We start from the raw sequence: 21486 nt of genomic DNA, 5'->3' as shown, positions 1-21486 counted from the left end.
GCGCGCTAACCTTTAGACTTTGCCGCCTTCTTCCAGCACGAGCCAGGGTCGATGCCCACTGCTATTCCAGCCGATTCCGTTGGTCTGGTGAGTCCGAAGGTCGAGCATTTCGCCGAGCCGCTGGCACTTGCCTGCGGCCGCACGCTCGACAGCTACCAGCTGATCTATGAAACATATGGCGAACTGAACGCCGCTCGCAGCAATGCCGTGCTGATCTGCCACGCGCTGTCCGGCCATCATCACGCAGCAGGCTTTCACGATACCGAAGACCGCAAGCCAGGCTGGTGGGACAGCTGTATTGGCCCGGGCAAGGCAATCGACACCAATCGATTTTACGTGGTCAGCCTGAACAACCTTGGTGGCTGCAACGGCTCCACCGGCCCGAGCAGTATCAATCCCCTGACTGGCAAGCCCTACGGCGCGGATTTCCCCGTGGTCACCGTGGAAGATTGGGTAAACAGCCAGGCAAGGCTCGCCGATGTCCTGGGTATCGAGCAGTGGGCAGCGGTCGTGGGCGGGAGCCTGGGCGGTATGCAGGCATTGCAATGGACAATGAGCTACCCGGAGCGTGTGCGTCATTGCGTGGCAATTGCCTCGGCGCCAAAGCTCTCGGCGCAGAATATTGCCTTCAATGAGGTAGCCCGTCAGGCCATCCTTTCCGACCCGGAATTTCATGGCGGACATTTTCTTGAGCAGGGCGTCATTCCCAAGCGCGGCCTGATGCTGGCTCGGATGGTCGGCCATATCACCTATCTGTCCGACGATGCCATGGGCACCAAGTTCGGGCGTGGACTCAAGAGCGAAAAGCTCAACTACGACTTCAACAGTGTCGAGTTTCAGGTCGAGAGTTATCTGCGCTATCAGGGCGAGGAGTTCTCCAGTCGCTTCGACGCCAACACGTATCTGTTGATGACCAAGGCGCTGGACTATTTCGATCCAGCTGCCGCTCACGACGATGACCTGGCAGGCGCCCTGTCGTGTGCCAAAGCGGACTTCTGCGTAATTTCGTTCACCACAGACTGGCGTTTCTCGCCGGAGCGTTCTCACGAGATCGTCAACGCACTCATGGCCGCGCGCAAGAACGTCTGCTATCTGGAAGTGGACGCCCCGCAAGGCCACGATGCCTTTTTGATTCCCATCCCTCGTTATCTGCAAGCCTTTCGCGGTTACATGAACCGCATCGTCGTATAAGGAATCCACATGCGCGCCGATCTGGACATCATCCAAGACTGGATACCAGCTGGAAGCCGCGTGCTCGACCTCGGTTGCGGCAACGGCGAGCTGCTGGCTTGGCTGCAAGACAACAAGCAGGTCAGCGGCTACGGTCTGGAAATCGACCCGGACAACATTGCAGCCTGTGTCGAGAAAGGTGTGAACGTCATCGAGCAAGATCTCGACAAAGGCCTCGGCAACTTTGCCAGTGATAGCTTCGACATGGTCGTGATGACCCAGGCGCTGCAGGCAGTTCACTACCCAGACGAGCTGCTGAAGGAAATGCTACGGGTCGGTCGTGAGTGCATCATCACCTTCCCCAACTTCGGCCATTGGCGTTGCCGTTGGTATCTGGCTAGCAAGGGCCGCATGCCGGTGTCGGAGTTTCTGCCTTACACTTGGTACAACACGCCGAACATCCACTTCTGCACATTCGAGGACTTCGAGCGACTATGCCGCGAACGAGGCGCTCGGGTGCTTGAGCGATTGGCCGTGGACCGTCACCACAAGCACGGCATCGCGAGTCGCCTGTGGCCCAACCTGATTGGCGAAATCGGCATCTATCGCGTCACAGGCCCAGCCCGTTGACCTTCCCATCGCTGGAGATGAACCATGAGATCTAGTCTGATATGCCTGCTGACCCTCCTGCTTGCAATGCCCGCTTGGGCAGAGCGCAAGCACAGCGAGGGTGAGTACGACGTCCATTACATCGCGTTCAATTCGGGCTTTCTGCAACCGGATATCGCTGCGGCCGCCGGCCTTGTCCGTAGCAAGACCCAGGGCGTGATCAACGTATCGGTGTTGAAATCTGGCAAGCCGGTCGCGGGACAAGTGAGCGGCTCGGTAAAGAATCTGCTGGGTCAGGATTACCCGCTGAAGTTCAAGCAGCTAAAGGAGGGAGACGCGGCAATCTACTACCTCGCCCAATTCCCGTTCGACTCGCGAGAAACGCTGCGTTTCAGCCTCAACGTCCAACCCACGGGCGGCGCTCCGATCGCCTTCGATTTCTCTCAAGAATTCTTCCCGGACGAATGATGCCCTTCAACGAACTGGTGCTGGCCAGCCATAACGCCGGCAAGCTCAAGGAACTGCAAGCCATGCTGGGCGACTCCGTACGGGTACGCTCGATTGGTGAATTCAGCGCGATCGAGCCAGAGGAGACTGGGCTGTCCTTCGTCGAAAACGCCATCATCAAAGCCCGCAATGCCGCCCGGATTTCCGGACTGCCGTCCCTGGCCGATGATTCGGGTTTGGCGGTGGATTATCTCGGCGGTGCACCGGGCATCTATTCAGCGCGGTATGCAGATGGCAGGGGCGATGCGGCGAACAACGCCAAGCTGCTCGACGCGCTGAAGGATGTACCCGATAGCGAGCGCGGCGCACAGTTCGTTTGTGCGCTGGCGCTGGTGCGCCATGGTGAAGACCCGCTCCCCATCATCTGTGAAGGCCTCTGGCATGGCCGTATTCTGCATGCGCAGCAGGGCGAACATGGGTTCGGCTATGACCCGCTGTTCTGGGTCCCGGAACGCAACTGTTCAAGCGCTGAAATGACCCCGGCCGACAAGAATCAGCTCAGCCATCGTGCGCGTGCCATGGCCCTGCTCAAGCAGCGCCTGGGCCTTGCATGAGCAACACCGCAGCGCCAGAGCCGGACGCTGATGACGGCCATCAGGCTTCCGCATCATCGGCAGCTAGGTTTCAGCTTCCGCCCCTGGCTGCCTATGTCCACATCCCATGGTGCGTCAGGAAATGCCCGTACTGCGACTTCAATTCACACGCGGCGGGCCCGTCGCTTCCTGAAGATGCTTATGTCACAGCGTTGCTGGCCGACCTGGACGCCGATATGGGTCAGGTACAGGGCCGCAAGCTCAGTTCGATTTTCTTTGGTGGCGGTACGCCAAGCCTGTTTTCCCCCGGTGCGTTAGGCAGGATTCTTGAAAGCCTGGAGCAGCGGATCGGCTTCAGCGATGACATCGAGATTACGCTGGAAGCCAATCCGGGCACTTTTGAACAGGCGAAATTCCGCGACTACCGAAGCCTCGGTATCAATCGCCTGTCCATCGGTGTGCAGAGCTTTCAAGCTGAGAAACTAACGGCGCTAGGCAGGATTCACGATGGTGACGAGGCTGTGCGGGCGGCCGATATGGCACGCGCCGCGGGCTTCGATAATTTCAACCTCGACCTCATGCATGGCCTGCCGAATCAGAGCCTGGACGATGCATTGAGCGACCTGCGAATAGCCATCGCTCAGCAGCCGACCCACCTGTCCTGGTATCAGCTCACGGTTGAGCCGAATACCGAGTTCTGGAGCAAGCCGCCAAAGCTGCCGGAAGATGAAACCCTGTGGGACATCCAGGAAGTCGGCCAGGCACTTCTTGCGGCGCACGGTTACCGCCAGTACGAGACGTCTGCTTATGCCCAGCCTGACCGCCAGGCGCGCCACAACCTTAATTACTGGACCTTCGGTGACTTCCTGGGACTTGGCGCTGGCGCCCATGGCAAATCGAGTGACCGAGACGGGCATATCCGTCGGCAATGGAAGACTCGCCTGCCCAAGGACTACCTTGATCCGAGCAAACGCTTTCGCGCCGGTGTGAAAGACCTGGCGCAAGATGAATTGCCATTCGAATTCCTGATGAACGTGCTGCGCCTCACCGACGGCGTGCCCACAGTGATGTTCACTCAGCGCACCGGACTCGCACCAGCGCTGCTCTCCGATGGCCGTCGCGAGGCCGAGGCGCGAGGGCTCTTGGAGCGCGATCCGCAACGCCTGGTCGCCACGCCCAAAGGCCAGTTGTTCCTCAACGACTTGCTACAACTATTCCTGCCCTAAGGACCCCGCATGGACCTAGTACTCGACCTCATTGCCACCTTGTCGCGGTGGAGCCGCAGTCACCTGTCCGACATTTCCCTGGCGATCATGGCCACACTGTTCGTACTGTTCGGGCCAGCATTGAACGCCTGGGTGCAGAGAAACATCGGTGGATGGAATTTCGTATTGCGGACGCTCGCCTTCGTGGTGTTCTGCGCGCTGGTTTACGGCCTCGGCATCATCTACCTCAGCCCCTGGCTCGCCAAAGGCCTGGCGCAATTCAACAACTACACCCTGGCGCCGGTGCTGTTGGTGATGCTCTTCATCATCGGCGTGGTTGCCGACCGCAACTAGCCAACTAGTCATCGCGCAAAAAACGTTCGAGATCCACTGGCTCACCTACCAAACCATGCAGCTGGTGGCGCAAGTCTTCGAACAGCGGATCGTACTCGGCATGGAATGCGAAAAGCACATCCGTGTGCAGGTGCAAACCGCGCTTGCGCAAGCATTGGCGGATGCGCTGTAGAAAGTTGAACGCCACGTCCCGGTGCATCGCGAAGCGTTCATCGATGGGCGTCTGATCGATCGTTCCATACAGGTGGAAACAGGCCCACTCCGGCTTCTGCTCCGGCCCCTCGACGTGGTAGTCGAGCTTGAGGTGATACTCAGGAAAGTTGTCCGATGGCAATCGGTTGACCTCCACGTGACCCGGTCTGAACACGACACCCCTCCTCAAATCATAACCAAGCAACCGCTCTGACTCGGCGCCCCATTGCCTACACCAGCGAGCTCATCGTTGCACCACGACCCCAGCGCTTTGTTGATCCCTGTCATGACCACGTCGTGCAGATAGGCATTCAATGACCGTGACTAAGCAGGTTCTTCGAAGGAGACAGGTTATGGTCGCAGCCACGAAACAACTGAAACTCAATGCGTTGATCGCATTGGTGGTGGGCTCGATGATCGGCGGCGGAATCTTTTCGCTGCCGCAGAATATGGCAGCGAGCGCCAGCGCCGGAGCGATCCTCATCGGCTGGGGCATCACCGCGGTCGGAATGCTCACCCTGGCCTTCGTTTTCCAGACGCTGGCCAACCGCAAGCCGGATCTGGACGCAGGCGTCTATGCCTATGCGAAAGCTGGCTTCGGCGACTACATGGGCTTCTCGTCGGCCTGGGGTTACTGGATCAGCGCCTGGATCGGCAACGTCAGCTATTTCGTGTTGCTGTTCAGCACCCTGGGCTACTTCTTCCCGATCTTCGGCGAAGGCAACACCCTGCCGGCAGTGATCGGCGCCTCGCTCGTGCTTTGGAGTGTGCACCTGCTGGTCTTGCATGGGATTCAACAGGCCGCGTTCATCAACCTGGTCAGCACCATCGCCAAGGTCGTCCCGCTGATCATGTTCATCGTCATCGCTGCCATCGCGTTTCGCCTGGAAGTGTTCACGGCCGACTTCTGGGGCCGTGGCAATCTTGAACTGGGCAGCGTCATGCAGCAGGTGCGCAACATGATGCTCGTGACCGTTTGGGTCTTCATCGGCATCGAAGGTGCCAGCGTCTATTCGGCGCGAGCCGAGCGACGCAGCGACGTCGGCAAGGCGACAGTGATTGGCTTCATTGGTGTGCTCGCACTGCTGGTACTGGTAAACGTTCTATCCATGGGCATCATGAGCCAGGCCGAACTCGCTGGCTTGAAGAACCCTTCCATGGCCGGCGTGCTGGAGCAGGTAGTGGGCCGCTGGGGCGCTGTGCTGATCAGTGTTGGGCTGGTCGTGTCATTGGCCGGCGCCCTGCTGTCATGGACCCTGCTCTGCGCCGAGATACTTTTTGCCGGCGCACGCGACCACACCATGCCGAGCTTCTTGCGCAAGGAAAACGCGAATCACGTTCCCGTCAACGCGCTTTGGCTTTCCAATGGGCTGATTCAACTGTTTCTGATCATCACGCTGTTCAGCGCTTCGACGTACCTGAGTCTGCTCTATCTCGCCACTTCTATGATTCTGGTGCCGTATTTCTGGTCCGCAGCTTACGCACTGTTGCTAAGCGCTCGGGGCGAGGGTTACGAGAATGCGCCTGGTGAGCGTCGTAAGGATCTGCTGGTGGCCGCCATCGCCACGCTATACGCACTCTGGCTCGTCTATGCCGGCGGCGTGCAGTATCTGCTGCTGTCTGCGCTGCTCTACGCGCCAGGCGTGCTGCTCTTCGCCAAAGCCAAGCATGAACGTGGCGAGCCGGTATTCACCCTGATCGAGAAGCTGATTTTCGCTGCTGTCGTGATCGGCGCAGGTATCGCGGCCTATGGCTTGTACGAGGGCTTCCTGTCGCTTTGATCCTCTGGGCGCCGAGTGCGCCTACTCCTCGACCATCGCCATAAGCGATGGCGAACCACTGAGCACCTACCGGTGCGAAGACTTGCAAGGAGAATGTCCATGACCCCGCAACCCTTGAAACTGGGTGTCCATTCCGAGGCCGGCAAACTGCGCAAGGTGATGGTCTGCTCGCCAGGCCTAGCCCATCAGCGCCTGACGCCGACAAACTGCGACGAGCTCTTGTTCGATGATGTGATGTGGGTGAACCAGGCCAAGCGCGACCACTTCGATTTCGTCACCAAGATGCGTGAGCGAGGCGTTGAGGTGCTGGAGATGCATAACCTTCTAACCGAGACGGTGAGCAATCCAGAAGCTCTGAAGTGGATCCTCGACCGCAAGATCACGGCGAACCAGGTCGGTATCGGTCTGCAGAACGAAGTGCGCAGCTGGCTCGAGGAGCAGCAGGCTCGGCACCTCGCCGAGTTCTTGATCGGCGGCGTTTCAGGTAGCGACCTGCCGGGCACCCAAAGTGGCGAAATCGTCAGCATGTTCCGCGATTATCTAGGCCATTCGAGCTTCATCCTGCCTCCGTTACCCAACACGATTTTCACGCGCGACACCAGCTGCTGGATCTATGGGGGTGTATCGCTTAACCCCATGCACTGGACTGCGCGGCGGCAGGAGACCCTGCTCACCGCCGCCATCTATCGCTTCCATCCGCAATTCGCCGACCAGGATTTCAAGATCTGGTATGGCGACCCAGAGCTCGACCACGGCCTGGCGACACTCGAAGGCGGCGACGTGATGCCCATCGGCAATGGTGTGGTCCTGATCGGCATGGGTGAGCGCAGCTCTCGCCAGGCAATTGGCCAACTGGCCCAATCACTGTTTCGCCAGGGCGCAGCCGAACGGGTGATCGTCGCCGGCCTGCCTCGTTCACGATCCGCGATGCACCTGGACACGGTGTTCAGCTTCTGCGACCGGGATCTGGTCACCATCTACCCGGACGTGGTGCAGGGCATCGTCGCCTTCAGCCTGCGCCCGGACGAAACCAAACCTGGCGGCATCGATCTGCGCCGCGAGAGTTCGAGCTTTCTTCAGGTGGTGGCCGAGGCCCTGGGCTTACCCGCCCTGCGCGTGGTCGAGACGGGTGGCGACAGCTATGAAGTCGAGCGTGAGCAATGGGACGACGGCAACAACGTCGTCGCGCTGGAGCCTGGCGTGGTCATCGGCTACGACCGCAACACTTTCACCAACACCCTGCTGCGCAAGGCCGGTGTGGAGGTGATCACCATCAGCGCCAGTGAACTGGGCCGCGGCCGCGGCGGTGGCCACTGCATGACCTGCCCGATCGTACGCGACCCTCTCGACTATTGATCTCAGCGCCGGGCGAGCTTCGCCCGGCATGCAAACAGAGGAATGCTCAACATGGCCTTCAATATCCATAACCGCAGCCTGCTTAGCCTGATGCATCACAGCGAGCGTGAACTGCGCTACCTGCTCGACCTGTCCCGAGATCTGAAACGCGCCAAGTACACCGGCACCGAGCGCCAGCATCTCAAGGGCAAAAACATTGCGCTGATCTTCGAAAAAACTTCCACCCGCACCCGTTGCGCCTTCGAAGTCGCGGCCTACGACCAGGGTGCGAACGTGACATACATCGACCCCAATTCCTCGCAAATCGGCCACAAGGAAAGCATGAAAGACACCGCGCGCGTCCTGGGACGCATGTACGACGCCATCGAGTACCGCGGATTCAAGCAGGAGATCGTCGAGGAGCTGGCGCGCTATGCCGGCGTACCGGTCTACAACGGCCTCACTGATGAATATCACCCCACCCAGATGATTGCCGACGTGATGACCATGCGCGAGCACAGCGACAAGGCGCTGCATCAGATCAGCTATGCCTACCTGGGCGATGCGCGCAACAACATGGGCAACTCCCTGCTGTTGATCGGCGCCAAGCTGGGCATGGACGTACGCATCGCTGCGCCGAGGGCCTTATGGCCTAGCGATGCACATGTCCAGGCCTGCCATGAATTTGCCGAGCAGAGCGGTGCCCGGCTGATGCTCACCGAGGACCCTATCGCAGCGGTGGAAGGCGTCGACTTCGTCCACACCGATGTGTGGGTGTCCATGGGTGAGCCGGTCGAGGCCTGGGCCGAGCGCATCGAGCAACTGCTCCCCTATCAGGTAAATACGGCGCTCATGCAGGCCACAGGCAACCCGCGCAGCAAGTTCATGCACTGTCTGCCTGCGTTCCACAACAGCGAGACAAAGGTTGGCAAGGAGATCGCGGCCAAGTACCCGCACCTGTCCAATGGCATCGAGGTAACCGAGGACGTGTTCGAGTCGCCCTACAACATTGCCTTCGAGCAGGCGGAAAACCGCATGCACACCATCAAGGCAATCCTGGTCTCTACGCTGGCTGACATCTGAGCCTGTACCTCCCTTCTTCCTACGAAGAGGGCCAAAGGGGCGAGGCGGCTCCCAGCCGCCAAGCCCGCACGAGGAGTGAACGCACCATGAGATTAGTCATTGCTCTGGGCGGTAACGCCCTGCTGCGTCGCGGCGAGCCCATGACCGCAGAAAACCAACGCGACAATGTCCGTGTTGCCTGCGAGCAAATCGCAAAAGTGGCACCCGGCAACGAACTGGTGATTGCCCACGGTAACGGCCCTCAGGTAGGCCTGCTGGCGCTGCAGGGAGCCGCCTACGACGCAGGCAACGCATTCCCGCTGGACGTGCTCGGCGCCGAAACAGAAGGGATGATCGGCTACATCATCGAGCAGGAGCTCGGTAATCTGCTGCCCTTCGATGTGCCTTTCGCAACCTTGCTGACGCAGGTCGAAGTCGACGCTGCCGACCCTGCATTCAAGCACCCAAGCAAACCGATCGGCCCGGTATACAGCCGAGAAGAGGCTGATCATCTGGCGCGGGAAAAAGGCTGGAGCATTGCTGCAGACGGCGATCACTTCCGCAGAGTAGTCGCAAGCCCTAGACCCAAGCGCATTTTCGAGATCCGGCCGATCCGCTGGCTGCTGGAAAAAGGCAGCGTAGTGATCTGCGCCGGCGGAGGCGGAATTCCCACTGTCTATAACCAGAATGGCCGACTCGAGGGCGTTGAGGCGGTGATCGACAAGGACCTCTGCTCAGCCCTCTTGGCCGAGCAACTTGAGGCCGATCTGCTGGTGATCGCCACAGATGTTGACGGCGCGTACATGGATTGGGGCGCGCCACAGCAGCGTCGAATCACCGAGGCGCACCCCGATCAGCTGGAGGAACTTGGCTTCGCCGCAGGCTCCATGGGCCCGAAGGTGCAGGCAGCCTGCGAGTTCGCCAGACGTACCGGCAACGTGGCGGTAATCGGCTCATTGAGCGACATCGAAGCGATCGTTCAGGGTCAAGCCGGTACCCGGGTCAGCCTGTCGTCAAAAGCATTTGCATAGCCCGTTGCCTGATTCGGCGAAACAAAAAAGCCGCCTGAAAAGGCGGCTTCGTTGTAATTGAAAGTCGATTATCGGCGCAGGGCCGCCGGAGAGAAGTCTCGCGGCGTGAGCCTGGCTTCGAAGTCATACATCTGCTCGTTATTATCCAAGCCATCCACGAAGTAGTTGTCGTCTTTCAGATGGTAAAGGGTCTCTACCGTACTGTTGAACATGGGCACTTCGTAATAGCTGATCGGGTGGCTTTCCTGCAGACCGATCAACTCACCTTTCTCGTCAAAAAGGTCCACTGCCAGGATCGACCAGCTGTCTTCATCGATGTAGAAGCGACGCTTGTCGTAGGGATGTTTAAAGCCCTTGCGCAGCGTTGCATCGACTACCCACACCCGGTGCAACTCATAGCGCAGCAGCTCGGGATTCAAGGTTTTTGGACCCACGATCTTTTCGTATGGAATGCCTTTCTGGTGCACGGCGTAGCTGTTGTACGGCACGAGCATTTCACGCTTGCCGGCCAGCTCCCACTCGTATCGATCGGGGGCCCCGTTGAACGAGTCCACCACGTCGGCCGTTGCCAGACCGCTGGTATCGGGCTGCAACGAGTCGTAGGCAAGTGAAGGCAGGCGACGGACCCGGCGGTCGGCTGGGCTGTAACGCCAGGCCTTGCGAACCCCGAGAACCTGATCCAACGGATCCTGGACCACCAATGCGGTGCCCGACAGCTTGGCCGGCGCGGTTACCCGGTACTTGTAGTAAAGGGCCGTGTTGTCCAGGTCCGTCTGGTTCATGCCTTCGCGGTTGTAGACGTAGTAGATGTGGCGATCACGCTTGATGTAGGTCGGGCTGCCGTTGATGACCACGGCCTGATTGTTGACGAAATGCGTCTGGTCACCCTTGTAATGCAGCATGTGGTTCCAGATCACCTCTATGCCGTCCTTCGGGATCGGAAAAGGAATACCAGCCGACGCGCCCCTGATGCCGTTTCCATTGGCGATCAGCTCGGCATTGACCGCATTCTGGCGGGTCGCATCATAGATGCGCTGCGGGTTCGCGGCGCTGCGGCGGGTTGGAAACACTCGCAGGTGGAAGTCCGAATGCCGCTCGACCAGTGCCCGCAAGCCCTCGGGCAGCAACGCGGCGTACTCGGCAACGTTGCTCTTGTCGACTTTGTACAGCACCGGATCGGCCGCGTAGGGATCGGGGTGATGCATGCCTGGCTCGTAACCGGCAGGTGCTTGCACACCGCCGGTCCAGGCCGGAATCGTGCCAGCTGCGTTAGCAGCGCGCTCGGCACCCAGCGGGGTCAGATCCTGACCCAACCGCACAGCCTGCGCGTCATCGACCTTGGCGTAAGCCTGGCTGGCACATGCCGCCAGCAGCAGAATTCCAAATTTTCTGTACATCTCTTTGCTCCTTGCTGCGCGAAGTACGCGCGGCAGATGACGGCCACTGCCGGCGGGCAGGGCTCTCGTGAGGCGTTGGGGATCGTGCCTTCCTGGCGTTACGGTCTAACCGGTATTCCTTGGCCGTTGAACGGCTCTAGTCGATGTAGCGGTGTTGCCTGTATTCAATCAGTCGATTCGCTCGAACTTCAGGTCCCAGACACCATGACCCAAACGCTCACCGCGACGCTCGAACTTGGTCGTCGGGCGCTCAGATGGGCGCTCGACATACTGTCCATTTGGGGCTTGGTTCCTGTAGCCAGGCGCGACGCTCATGACGTCGAGCATGTGCTCTGCATAAGCTTCCCAGTCGGTCGCCATATGCAGCACACCACCGACCTTGAGCTTCTTGCGCACCAGCTCGGCGAATGCCGGCTGGACAATGCGCCGCTTGTGGTGGCGACTTTTATGCCAGGGATCTGGGAAGAACAGCAGAACCCTGTCCAGACTGGCATCGGGAACGCATTCACGCAGCACTTCAAGCGCATCGCAACTGTAGACCCGCACATTATTTAGATTCTGTGACAGAAGTCCGCTTAGCAGGGCCCCCACACCCGGCGAATGCACTTCAACTGCGATGAAATCCTGCTCGGGTGCTGCCGCGGCCATCTCCAGGGTGGAATGGCCCATGCCAAAACCGATTTCAAAGGTCCGTGGAGCCTGCCGTCCGAATAGCTCGTCGAAGTCACGCAAGCCATCAGCCAAGTCCAAGCCAAAACGCGGCCACCCCTGGTCAAGACCACGTTGCTGGCCTTCAGTCATGCGGCCGGCACGCATCACGAAACTCTTGATGGTGCGCATGCGCTTCTGGACGGCGGCCGGGTTGGGAGTGTCAGTCATGAACGAACCTGCAGGTAGCAAAGGACCGGCCGCTTGATCCAATGGACAGCGGCCGGATAACGGGTGGGAGGGGTTGGACTAGCGGATCAGGCCTTCCAGAGGCGAGGAAGCACTGGCGTATAGCCTCTTCGGCATGCGACCAGCGAGATAGGCCAGGCGGCCCGCATCTATGGCGTATTTCATGGCTTCGGCCATCAACACCGGATTTTGCGCGAGGGCGATAGCACTGTTCATCAGCACCGCCTCGCAACCCAGCTCCATAGCGATGGTGGCGTCGGACGCGGTGCCGACGCCCGCGTCGACCAATACCGGCACCTTGGCTTCCTCCAGGATTATGCGCAGGTTGTAGGGATTGCAGATCCCCAGCCCCGTACCGATCAGTCCGGCCAGCGGCATTACCGCGATACATCCCATGTCCGCCAGCTGACGGGCGATGATCGGGTCGTCGCTGGTGTACACCATGACGTCAAAATCATCTTTGACCAGGATCTCTGCGGCCTTCAGGGTTTCGATGACGTTCGGGAAAAGTGTTTTCTGATCGGCCAGCACTTCCAGCTTGACCAGCTTGTGGCCGTCGAGCAATTCCCGAGCGAGACGGCAGGTACGCACGGCTTCGTCGGCGTCATAACAACCTGCGGTATTGGGCAATATGGTGTATCGGTCCGGCGAGATGACGTCGAGCAGGTTTGGCTCGCCTGGATTCTGTCCAATATTGGTACGCCGCACCGCGACGGTGACGATCTCTGCGCCAGATGCTTCGATGGCGGCGCGGGTTTCGTCGAGATCCTTGTACTTGCCCGTACCGACCAGCAGGCGAGATTGATAGGTGCGGCCAGCGAGCGTGAAGGGTTTGTCGTGCGGAACTGGGCTCATGCGACCATCCTGTTCAGACGTAATGGATCGAGATATACGTCGCTGCACGGGCGACGTCCGGAAAAAACTATTGGGTGACGGAGCCGTCAGCCGCCGCCAATGGCGTGCACGACTTCGACCTGATCGTCTTCAACCAGGACCGTCGCGGCATGCTGGCTGCGCGGGACGATATCGCGGTTGAGCTCTACGGCCAGCCGACGCCCAGTCAGTTCAAGGCGTTGCAGCAAGTCGGCCACCGACTGACCGTCAGGAAGCTCATAGCGCTCGCCGTTCAGCTGAATGTGCATAGTGATCGCCACCATTGCCAAGGGGCCAGCATTCTAGCCCGATCGACTCCGACCACCAAGGCACCGAGCGCCGCCGTTCATCCTTGCGAAAACCATTGACCCGCTTATACGCGCAGAGTCCAGGCCGCCAGCATCAGGCAGACCCAACCCGCCAGAAAGGCGCTGCCACCGATGGGGGTAATGATGCCGAGCTTGCTGATGCCCGTCAGGGTCAGCAGGTACAGACTTCCGGAAAAGAGCAGGACGCCAAGCGCAAACAGCATGCCCGCAGCGGTCAGTAGGCGACTTGGCGCATGTAATGCCAGCAGCGCAACGCCGATCAATGCCAGCGCATGGATCAGCTGGTACTGCACGCCGGTCTGGAACACGGCCAGATAGTCGGCCCCAAGACGCTGCCTCAACCCATGTGCGGCAAAAGCGCCCAGCGCTACTCCAGTCAGACCGAAGAATGCGGCAAGCATGAGAAAAGGACGAATCATCGGGCGCTTCCAGTCAGGTGGTAAGGACGCCGTTATAATGCCCGTTCCCTCTGGTCGCGACCACGCCCATGCTCCGAGCCCTGCTGCGCCGCCTCATCAAACTGCTTTTATGGCTGACCGCGCTGTCCGTACTGCTGGTACTCGTGTTCCGCTGGGTGCCACCGCCTCTCACTGGGCTGATGATCGAGCGCAAGATCGAATCCTGGACCAGCGGAACGAGCATCGATCTGCAACGGAGCTGGCGGCCCTGGAATGAGCTGCCCGATGACCTGAAGATGGCGGTGATCGCCGCGGAGGACCAGAAGTTCGCCGATCACTGGGGCTTCGATGTCGGCGCAATTCGCGCTGCATTCGAGCACAACGAGCGAGGTGGCTCGCTGCGCGGGGCCAGCACGCTGAGCCAACAGGTCGCCAAGAACCTGTTCCTCTGGTCTGGCCGAAGCTGGGTGCGCAAGGGACTGGAAGTCTGGTTCACCGGATGGATCGAATTGCTGTGGCCGAAACAGCGCATCCTCGAGGTTTATCTCAATAGCGTGGAATGGGGTAATGGAATATTCGGGGCCGAAGCGGCAGCCCGGCATCACTTCGGCATCGGTGCTTCTTATCTCTCCGCTGCCCAGGCAACCCAGCTGGCCGCTGTGCTGCCTAACCCACGCGAATGGAATGCCGGCCGTCCCGGCCCTCATGTTCGCCAACGCGCGAGCTGGATTCGTCAGCAGATGCGCCAGCTCGGAGGCAGCCACTACCTGAATAGGCTGCGACAGACCGACGCTCGCTGAGTGACCGCAGCTCGATTCAGGCGGATGCTCAACCTAGCCGTTCGCCGGACACGACCTGAGCCAGGTAGCAACCCGCCCGCTCAAGGGTTCAAACCTGGACCACAGGCCAACGGAACGGCCTGACGGAGCGTTATGGCAGTGCGCCACTGCAACGAGTAAGCTCAACGCACATCTCGCGAATGCAGGCCCGCACAAGTCTGCAACAAGGGCGTCATTCAAGGCACGCACGACGACTTCGCCATTTGCCACAGAACGCACGGCTGATTGTATGAGCGAAACTGCAACTGACGCGTCATCCGACAAGATGCGGCAAGTCTTCCACTGGCGTAACGGCGTCGCCTGGCTGGTCCTGGCCTTTGCGCTACTGGTACAGCTGGCGCTCCTGCATCATCTCGAGCGCAAAGAAGAGCGCGCCGCGCTCAAGCAGTTTGACCTGTTGGTGCAGACGACTACCGAAACCATCCGCAAACGCATGGTCGACCATGAACAAATCCTGCTGGGCGCAGCCGGCATGTTTGACGGCAGCGATGAGGTTACGCGTGACCAATGGCGCAATTACAACGAACGCTTGCAGCTGTCCGAGCGCTATCCCGGAATCCAGGGCGTAGGCTTCGCCAAGACGGTGCCGCAGGCAGAGCTCGCAACGCACGTTCAATCCGTTCGAGCGGAAGGGTTATCAGACTACGACGTGGCCCCGCCCGGCAATCGCGACCTGTATACGCCGATCGTCTACCTGGAGCCTTTCAACGAGCGCAATCGGGCTGCATTCGGCTATGACATGTTTGCCGAACCCATCAGGCGTCAGGCCATGCTCACGGCTGCCGAAACGGGGGAAACGCAGATAACTGGAAAAGTTACGCTGCGCCAGGAAATCTACCGCGAAGTGCAGGCAGGGATCCTCATGTACGCGCCGCTGTACACCCCCGGCGAGCCACTCGACACCCCAGCGCAGCGCCTTGACGCACTTTATGGCTTCGTCTTCAGCCCTTTTCGGCTGGACGACCTGATGCGCGGGATTCTTGGTGTTAATGCAAACCTCAATTTGCACATCTACGCTGGCGAAAGCGAGAGCGTTGAACAGATGCTTTATGCCAGCCGCGAAGGCGAGGCGACCGAAGAGCCAAAATACAGCCAAGTGGCGAAACTGCAGCTATATGGACAGACGTGGACATTGCGTCTCGAGAGCCGGCCGGCCTTCGATCAGTTCTTCCACAGCAACAAGAGCCTGATCGTTGGCCTTGGCACCGGATTGAGTGCTTTGCTGTTCTTCCTGACTTTATCCCTCTCGATGCGGCGTAGTCGAGCGGAGTCGCTAGCTCAGCAGATGACCGAGCACATTCTGGAGAACAAGCGAGCCCTGCAGCTCAGTGAAGAGCGCTTGAGTCTTGCGCTCAAAGGCAGCAATGACGGCCTGTGGGATCTGAATCTGGACATTGGCACCTTCTACGCCTCGCCTCGCGCGTGGCACATGCTGGGTTATCGTCCAGGCGAGCTGAGTTCGGATCTCAAGCTTTGGGAACGCGTAATGGTGGCAGAGGATCTGCCGAAAGCCCGAGCCCAACTGGCGCGCACCATGTTGTCCAAGGTCGATCATTTCACCGCAGAGTTACGCCTGCAGCATAAAAGCGGCAAGGTCACTCCGGTACTGGTACGCGGCTACATCCAGCGTGACCGGAGCGGTCAGCCGCTGCGCATCAGCGGTACCAGCATGGATCTGACAGAGCACAAACGCATCGAGCAGATGAAAGATGAGTTCGTCTCCACCGTCAGCCATGAATTGCGTACACCGCTGACCTCTATCAGTGGCGCCCTCGGGCTGATTACAGCCGGCGCCCTTGGTGAATCCCCACCAGCCATCCAGCAAATGCTCGAAATCGCTCATCGCAACAGCCTGCGCCTGGGATATCTGATCAACGACTTGCTGGACATGGAAAAGATCACGGCCGGCAAGATGACCTTCGACATGCGGGAGCATTCGCTACGTCGCCTGCTGGACGAGGCGTTGATTAGCAATCAGGCGTTCGCCGCTCATTACGGCGTCAATTGCATCCTGCGCGAGCCGGCCAACGTAAACGTGTGGGTGGACGGTTTGCGGCTTCAACAGGTGCTGACCAACTTCCTTTCGAATGCGATCAAGTACACCCCCGAAGGTGGTGAAGTCACCCTGCACTGCAGCCAGCCCGACGGGGGACACGTACGCATCAGCGTCACCGATCAGGGGCCAGGCATTCCTCCGACGTTCCAGACCCGCGTGTTCGAAAAATTCGCTCAGGCAGATGCTTCGGACAGCCGCCAGAAGGGCGGTACCGGTTTAGGGCTCGCCATTACCAAGGAATTCATAGAGCGTATGGGCGGGCGGGTCGGCTTCGATACGGCTGAAGGCAATGGCACTACATTCTGGTGTGAGCTACCGATCGTGGAAACTGCCACTTTGACGCCAGACCAGGGCCAGCCGCGCCTGCTCGTGATCGAAGACGAACCGGATACCGGTCGGCTATTGCACCTGATGCTGCGAGACGCGGGTTACGCCGTGGACCGCGTACAAAGCCTGCATGCAGCACGAGGCAAGCTCGCCGGCACCCGATATGAAGCGATGACGCTCGATATGCATTTACCGGATGGTAGTGGACGGGACCTGATCGACGAAGTCCGCAATAATCTCGACACCCGAAACCTGCCGATCATTGTCATTTCGGCAGCCAGCCAGTTCGACCGGCACCCAGATGACAGAAACATCGCCTGGCTGCACAAGCCCATCAGTGCCGCGCAGCTGTTGATCGCCCTTACAGACAGCCTGGAAAGCAATCGACATCCTTCGTGAGCGGGACCGAGTGCATGTATCTGTCCGGCTGATAGCGCGATCGGAAACAAAAAAGGCGCTGCAACTGCAGCGCCTTATGAATCGACACCATTGATCAAGCCAGGATAGAGCCCTTGAGCTTATTCATGGCGTTCTTCTCAAGTTGACGAATACGTTCTGCCGAGACGCCGTATTTCGCAGCCAGGTCATGCAGGGTCGCCTTGTTGTCGCTCAACCAACGCTGCTGAAGGATGTCCCGACTACGTTCGTCCAGCGTGCTCAAAGCCTCGTGGAGATTGGTATTGGAACTATCACTCCAATCCGCGTCCTCGAGTTGTCGGGCAGGATCATAACGATGATCCTCGAGGTAGTGAGCCGGCGACTGGTAGGCACTGTCATCATCGGCGTCCGCCGAAGGATCGAAGGCCATGTCATGGCCGGTCAGACGGCTCTCCATCTCGCGCACTTCACGGGCTTCAACGCCGAGGCTGTCGGCAACACGCTCGACTTCGTCGTTGTTCAGCCAGGCAAGACGCTTCTTCTGGCTACGCAGGTTGAAGAACAGCTTGCGCTGCGCCTTGGTGGTGGCGACCTTGACGATGCGCCAGTTGCGCAGGATGAACTCGTGGATCTCGGCCTTGATCCAGTGCACAGCGAAGGACACCAGACGGACACCCATCTCCGGGTTGAAACGCTTGACCGCTTTCATCAGGCCAACGTTGCCCTCCTGGATCAGGTCAGCCTGGGCCAGACCGTAACCGGAATAGCTGCGAGCGATGTGCACGACGAAGCGCAGGTGAGCAAGCACCATCTGGCGCGCGGCCTCAAGGTCCTGCTGATAAAACAGACGCCCGGCCAGATCGCGCTCCTGCTCGACCGTAAGCAGCGGAATGCTGTTGACCGTCTGCACGTAGGCCTCGAGATTCGCTCCCGGGACCAAGGCTTGAACAGGTTGCAGATTTGTAGTCATGCAGATCCTCCAAAATTGAAGCTGCAGAAGTTTAGCACTGCCGCATGAGACTGCAAGCCTGTGGAAAAGTTTCCTTTGTGCAAATAAACCTCTTTATAAACAACAACTTATCTCGGAGCCAATTCGCTCAGATGTCTTGCGACCGCAAGCCAGGCGCCGATGTATCCCAACAGTACAGCGCCCAGTACCAGTGACAGCCCGTCCTCGGAGGGTACGCCGCCCAATCCGAAATCACTGCCATACAGACCGGCAAGGCCTATGACCGCCTCGTTCAACCAGCCAAGGCCGTACGCCAGCAAGAGCCATGCGATCAGGCCGGCCCCCAACCCGTACAGCGCTCCCATGTACAGGAATGGGCGCCGCACATAACCGTCCGTCCCGCCAACCAGTTTCACCACTTCGATTTCAGTGCGACGGTTTTCAATGTGCAAGCGGATGGTGTTGCCGATCACCAACAACAGCGTTGCGATCAGTAGCAGACTGAGGCCAAAGACGAAACGATCACCTAGCTTGAGTATTGCGGTCAGCCGCTCGACCCAGAGCAGATCAAGCTGCGCCTGCTCCACGCCAGGCAGCTCGGCCAGACGCTGACGCAGAGCTTCTAGATTGTCGCGATCGACCTCGGCGGGCGTCACCAGAATCACGCCAGGCAAGGGGTTTTCCGGCAGTTCTCGGAGCGCTTCGCCAAGGCCCGAGAGCTGCTGGAACTCTTCCAGGGCTTCTTCACGGCTGATCCAGCTGGCTTCGGAGACATCCGGCATCTGCAGTATCTGCTCACGCAACCCCTGCCCCTGCTGGGCATCCACGTTTAGCTGCATGAACAGGGAGATCTGTGCGGCACGCTGCCAGGAACCACCGAGGCGCTCGACATTATCCAGCAACAGGGCCAAGCCCATGGGCAGGCTGAGGGCAACCGCCATGACCAGGCAGGTGAAGAAGCTGCCAATCGGCTGTTTGATCAACCGGCCGACGCTGTCGACCACGCTGGCGCGGTGACTTTCCACCCACGCATGGAACAGTGTCTTGAAGTCTGGTTCGTCGCTTCGCGGCTGATCAGGCTTGTTGCGCACGCCGCCGGCACGTTCCGCCGGATTCGGGTTCTGCTCGGGCTTACTCATCGGGCGGACTCCCCGTCACCGATCAATCGACCGCGCTGCAGTGTGAGCATGCGATGGCGCATACGAGCGATCAGCGCCAGGTCGTGGCTGGCAATGAGCACCGTGGTGCCCAGGCGATTGATGTCTTCGAATACACCCATGATTTCTGCTGCCAGACGCGGATCGAGGTTGCCGGTTGGTTCATCAGCGAGCAACAGCGCAGGACGGTGCACCACAGCGCGGGCGATACCGACGCGCTGCTGCTGTCCGGTGGAAAGATCGGAGGGATACTGCAGCGCCTTATCCTTGAGGCTGACGCGCTCCAGGGCAGTCATCACGCGCTGGCCGATCTCGCGCTTGTTCAAGCCAAGAATCTGTAGCGGCAACGCTGCGTTGTCGAACACGGTGCGATCGAACAATAGCTGATGGTTCTGGAACACCACGCCGATCTGGCGACGTAAAAAAGGGATCTGCGCATTACTGATTCGTGAAAGGTCCTGCCCGGCCAGCAGCAATTTGCCGCTGGTTGGCCGCTCCATGGCCAGCAGAAGGCGCAGCAAGGTACTTTTACCGGCCCCGGAGTGACCGGTGACGAATAGAAATTCGCCGCGCTGCACGTGGAAGGAAAGCTCGTGCAGCCCGGTGTGACCGTTAGGATAGCGTTTGCCGACCTGCTCGAATCGAATCATGACGAGGCTCCACCTGCCCCTTTCTCGGCGAACAGGGCATCGACGAACGCATTCGCTTCGAATGCACGCAGGTCGTCAATACCCTCGCCTACTCCGATATAGCGGATCGGCGTACCGAACTGCTTGGCCAGCGCGAAGATCACCCCGCCCTTGGCGGTACCGTCGAGCTTGGTCAACACCAGCCCGGTGAGTTCGACGGACTGGTTGAACTGCTTGGTCTGATTGATCGCGTTCTGCCCGGTCCCGGCATCGAGCACCAGCAGGACCTCGTGGGGCGCGCTGTCATCGAGCTTGCCCATTACCCGACGGACTTTCTTCAGCTCTTCCATCAAGTTGTCCTTGGTGTGCAGACGGCCTGCCGTGTCGGCAATCAGCACGTCGATGCCACGGGCTTTGGCAGCCTGCACAGCATCGAAAATCACCGAAGCGGAATCGGCGCCAGTGTGCTGCGCGATCACTGCGATATTGTTGCGCTCGCCCCAGACCTGCAGCTGCTCGACCGCAGCAGCGCGGAATGTATCGCCGGCGGCCAGCATCACCTTCTTACCTTCGAGCTGGAGCTTTTTCGCCAGCTTGCCGATGGTAGTGGTCTTGCCGACGCCATTGACGCCAACCACAAGAATCACGAATGGGCGCTTGCTACCGTCTATTACCAGCGGCTGCTCGACAGGCTTTAGCAGGCTGGCCAACTCTTCCTGCAGAGCCTTGTAAAGTGCACCGCTGTCGGCCAGCTCCTTGCGCGATACACGACGTGCAAGGTTCTGCATGATTGCAGTGGTGGCCTCGACGCCGACATCCGCCGTCAGCAAACGGGTCTCGAGCTCATCGAGCAGATCATCGTCGATGGCTTTCTTGCCCAGGAACAGGCTGGCCATGCCTTCGCCGATACTGGCGCTGGTTTTCGACAGCCCTTGTTTGAGACGGGCGAAGAACCCCAGCTTGGCCGGCGCCTCAGTCGGGCTGGGCGCAGGGGCCGGTTCGACGGCGATTTCAGCCAGGACCGGGGCCTCCGGCTCTTCGCCAGGCCGGACGAGCTCTGGCACTGGCTCCGCTTCGGGCTCGGCATGCAGGACCACTTCAGGCGCGATCTTGGGCTCGATAGTCGGTTCAGGCGCGGCCGCAACAGCCTCGGTACGCACTGGCTCTACGGCTGGAGGTGTTTCAGGGAGTGCGGTATCGGGCTCGTCTGCGAACGGCTGGCTATCTTCCAGCGGCTCGGCAGGCGGCGGCTCGGCAGCCGGGGTCTGCGGCTTCTTGCGCAGCCAGCCGAACAAGCCTTTCTTCTCGCCAGCCTCGGCCGGCGTCTTCTTATCGTCGTTGGAACCAAACATGGAGAAGATTTTCTCAAGAGGGCGAAACGCCAGCGGCCACGCCGCCGGCCAGACGGGGGCTATCCTAGCACTGCACAACCGCCTGCGCTAAGCGCGGTCATCCCGCAGGAAAGAAGCGGTGCCATA

Annotated in this window: 22 protein-coding genes; 12 read left to right on the top strand and 10 right to left on the bottom strand. The window is 59.7% G+C overall.

The window, feature by feature from the left end; all coding sequences use genetic code 11:
* The first annotated feature begins 51 nt into the window (after positions 1 to 51).
* The 6 genes from metX to EA797_RS01725 are packed head-to-tail and all read left to right on the top strand — an operon-like array spanning position 52 to position 4378.
* Entirely contained in the window at positions 52 to 1191 is a 1140-nt protein-coding gene (gene metX / locus EA797_RS01750; protein WP_122163473.1) for a homoserine O-succinyltransferase MetX, read from the top strand.
* Positions 1192 to 1200: 9 nt separating this feature from the next.
* On the top strand, positions 1201 to 1800 hold the full coding sequence (gene metW, locus EA797_RS01745) for a methionine biosynthesis protein MetW (RefSeq protein ID WP_122163472.1): 600 nt from the start codon (positions 1201 to 1203) through the stop codon (positions 1798 to 1800).
* 24 nt (positions 1801 to 1824) lie between these two features.
* Complete coding sequence (locus tag EA797_RS01740; protein WP_122163471.1) at positions 1825 to 2247, top strand: DUF4426 domain-containing protein; 423 nt, start codon at positions 1825 to 1827, stop codon at positions 2245 to 2247.
* Complete coding sequence (gene rdgB, locus EA797_RS01735) at positions 2244 to 2840, top strand: RdgB/HAM1 family non-canonical purine NTP pyrophosphatase (protein ID WP_122163470.1); 597 nt, start codon at positions 2244 to 2246, stop codon at positions 2838 to 2840. Before EA797_RS01740 ends, rdgB begins: the two co-directional genes overlap by 4 nt.
* Positions 2837 to 4045 (top strand): radical SAM family heme chaperone HemW, encoded by a 1209-nt coding sequence (hemW, locus tag EA797_RS01730; protein WP_122163469.1) that lies wholly within the window; start codon positions 2837 to 2839, stop codon positions 4043 to 4045. The genes rdgB and hemW overlap by 4 nt, the downstream gene beginning before the upstream one ends.
* A gap of 9 nt (positions 4046 to 4054) precedes the next feature.
* Positions 4055 to 4378 carry a DUF3392 domain-containing protein gene (locus EA797_RS01725; RefSeq protein ID WP_122163468.1) on the top strand — a complete coding sequence of 108 codons (324 nt, stop codon included), beginning with the start codon at positions 4055 to 4057 and terminating at the stop codon, positions 4376 to 4378.
* A 4-nt stretch (positions 4379 to 4382) separates the two neighbouring features.
* Here the strand turns inward: EA797_RS01725 and EA797_RS01720 are convergent, their stop codons facing one another.
* A complete protein-coding gene (locus EA797_RS01720) occupies positions 4383 to 4745 on the bottom strand; it encodes a DUF5064 family protein (protein WP_244214049.1) in 363 nt (120 codons plus the stop codon).
* 178 nt (positions 4746 to 4923) lie between these two features.
* Here EA797_RS01720 and arcD point away from each other — a divergent pair, with 178 nt between their 5' ends.
* The 4 genes from arcD (at position 4924) to arcC (ending at position 9779) form a co-directional block, all read left to right on the top strand.
* A complete protein-coding gene (arcD, locus tag EA797_RS01715; protein ID WP_122163467.1) occupies positions 4924 to 6351 on the top strand; it encodes an arginine-ornithine antiporter in 1428 nt (475 codons plus the stop codon).
* Positions 6352 to 6450: 99 nt separating this feature from the next.
* Positions 6451 to 7707 carry an arginine deiminase gene (gene arcA, locus EA797_RS01710; RefSeq protein WP_122163466.1) on the top strand — a complete coding sequence of 419 codons (1257 nt, stop codon included), beginning with the start codon at positions 6451 to 6453 and terminating at the stop codon, positions 7705 to 7707.
* A gap of 51 nt (positions 7708 to 7758) precedes the next feature.
* The gene (locus EA797_RS01705) at positions 7759 to 8769 is read left to right on the top strand and encodes an ornithine carbamoyltransferase (protein WP_122163465.1); all 1011 of its coding nucleotides are present in this window, start codon (positions 7759 to 7761) and stop codon (positions 8767 to 8769) included.
* Between the two features lie 86 nt (positions 8770 to 8855).
* On the top strand, positions 8856 to 9779 hold the full coding sequence (arcC, locus tag EA797_RS01700; RefSeq protein ID WP_122163464.1) for a carbamate kinase: 924 nt from the start codon (positions 8856 to 8858) through the stop codon (positions 9777 to 9779).
* Positions 9780 to 9847: 68 nt separating this feature from the next.
* On the opposite strand, the gene EA797_RS01695 is transcribed toward arcC, so the two are convergent.
* The 5 genes from EA797_RS01695 to EA797_RS01675 form a co-directional block, all read right to left on the bottom strand.
* On the bottom strand, positions 9848 to 11176 hold the full coding sequence (locus EA797_RS01695) for a DUF1329 domain-containing protein (protein ID WP_122163463.1): 1329 nt from the start codon (positions 11174 to 11176) through the stop codon (positions 9848 to 9850).
* 168 nt (positions 11177 to 11344) lie between these two features.
* Positions 11345 to 12055 (bottom strand): tRNA (guanosine(46)-N7)-methyltransferase TrmB, encoded by a 711-nt coding sequence (gene trmB / locus EA797_RS01690; protein ID WP_122163462.1) that lies wholly within the window; start codon positions 12053 to 12055, stop codon positions 11345 to 11347.
* Between the two features lie 78 nt (positions 12056 to 12133).
* Positions 12134 to 12928: a thiazole synthase gene (locus EA797_RS01685; RefSeq protein ID WP_122163461.1), complete on the bottom strand. Its 795-nt coding sequence runs from the start codon at positions 12926 to 12928 to the stop codon at positions 12134 to 12136.
* 86 nt (positions 12929 to 13014) lie between these two features.
* Positions 13015 to 13215: a sulfur carrier protein ThiS gene (gene thiS / locus EA797_RS01680; RefSeq protein WP_122164645.1), complete on the bottom strand. Its 201-nt coding sequence runs from the start codon at positions 13213 to 13215 to the stop codon at positions 13015 to 13017.
* Between the two features lie 104 nt (positions 13216 to 13319).
* On the bottom strand, positions 13320 to 13694 hold the full coding sequence (locus EA797_RS01675) for a DUF423 domain-containing protein (RefSeq protein WP_122163460.1): 375 nt from the start codon (positions 13692 to 13694) through the stop codon (positions 13320 to 13322).
* Positions 13695 to 13762: 68 nt separating this feature from the next.
* Between EA797_RS01675 and mtgA the strand changes: the two genes are divergently transcribed.
* Entirely contained in the window at positions 13763 to 14473 is a 711-nt protein-coding gene (mtgA, locus tag EA797_RS01670; protein WP_122163459.1) for a monofunctional biosynthetic peptidoglycan transglycosylase, read from the top strand.
* A 268-nt stretch (positions 14474 to 14741) separates the two neighbouring features.
* Positions 14742 to 17294, top strand: coding sequence for a hybrid sensor histidine kinase/response regulator (locus tag EA797_RS01665; protein ID WP_122163458.1), 2553 nt, complete (start codon positions 14742 to 14744; stop codon positions 17292 to 17294).
* Between the two features lie 94 nt (positions 17295 to 17388).
* Here the strand turns inward: EA797_RS01665 and rpoH are convergent, their stop codons facing one another.
* From rpoH to ftsY, 4 genes are all read right to left on the bottom strand, one after another.
* Entirely contained in the window at positions 17389 to 18243 is an 855-nt protein-coding gene (gene rpoH, locus EA797_RS01660; protein ID WP_122163457.1) for an RNA polymerase sigma factor RpoH, read from the bottom strand.
* 107 nt (positions 18244 to 18350) lie between these two features.
* Positions 18351 to 19361, bottom strand: coding sequence for a permease-like cell division protein FtsX (ftsX, locus tag EA797_RS01655; RefSeq protein WP_122163456.1), 1011 nt, complete (start codon positions 19359 to 19361; stop codon positions 18351 to 18353).
* Positions 19358 to 20029 carry a cell division ATP-binding protein FtsE gene (gene ftsE / locus EA797_RS01650; protein ID WP_122163455.1) on the bottom strand — a complete coding sequence of 224 codons (672 nt, stop codon included), beginning with the start codon at positions 20027 to 20029 and terminating at the stop codon, positions 19358 to 19360. The genes ftsX and ftsE overlap by 4 nt, the downstream gene beginning before the upstream one ends.
* Positions 20026 to 21360, bottom strand: coding sequence for a signal recognition particle-docking protein FtsY (gene ftsY, locus EA797_RS01645; protein WP_122163454.1), 1335 nt, complete (start codon positions 21358 to 21360; stop codon positions 20026 to 20028). The genes ftsE and ftsY overlap by 4 nt, the downstream gene beginning before the upstream one ends.
* Positions 21361 to 21486: the final 126 nt, after the last annotated feature.

Origin of the sequence: Stutzerimonas zhaodongensis (assembly GCF_003696365.1) — a bacterium.
GTDB lineage: Bacteria > Pseudomonadota > Gammaproteobacteria > Pseudomonadales > Pseudomonadaceae > Stutzerimonas > Stutzerimonas zhaodongensis.
Note: the sequence above shows the minus strand (reverse complement) of the source record. Positions and strands in the feature narration are given on the sequence as shown.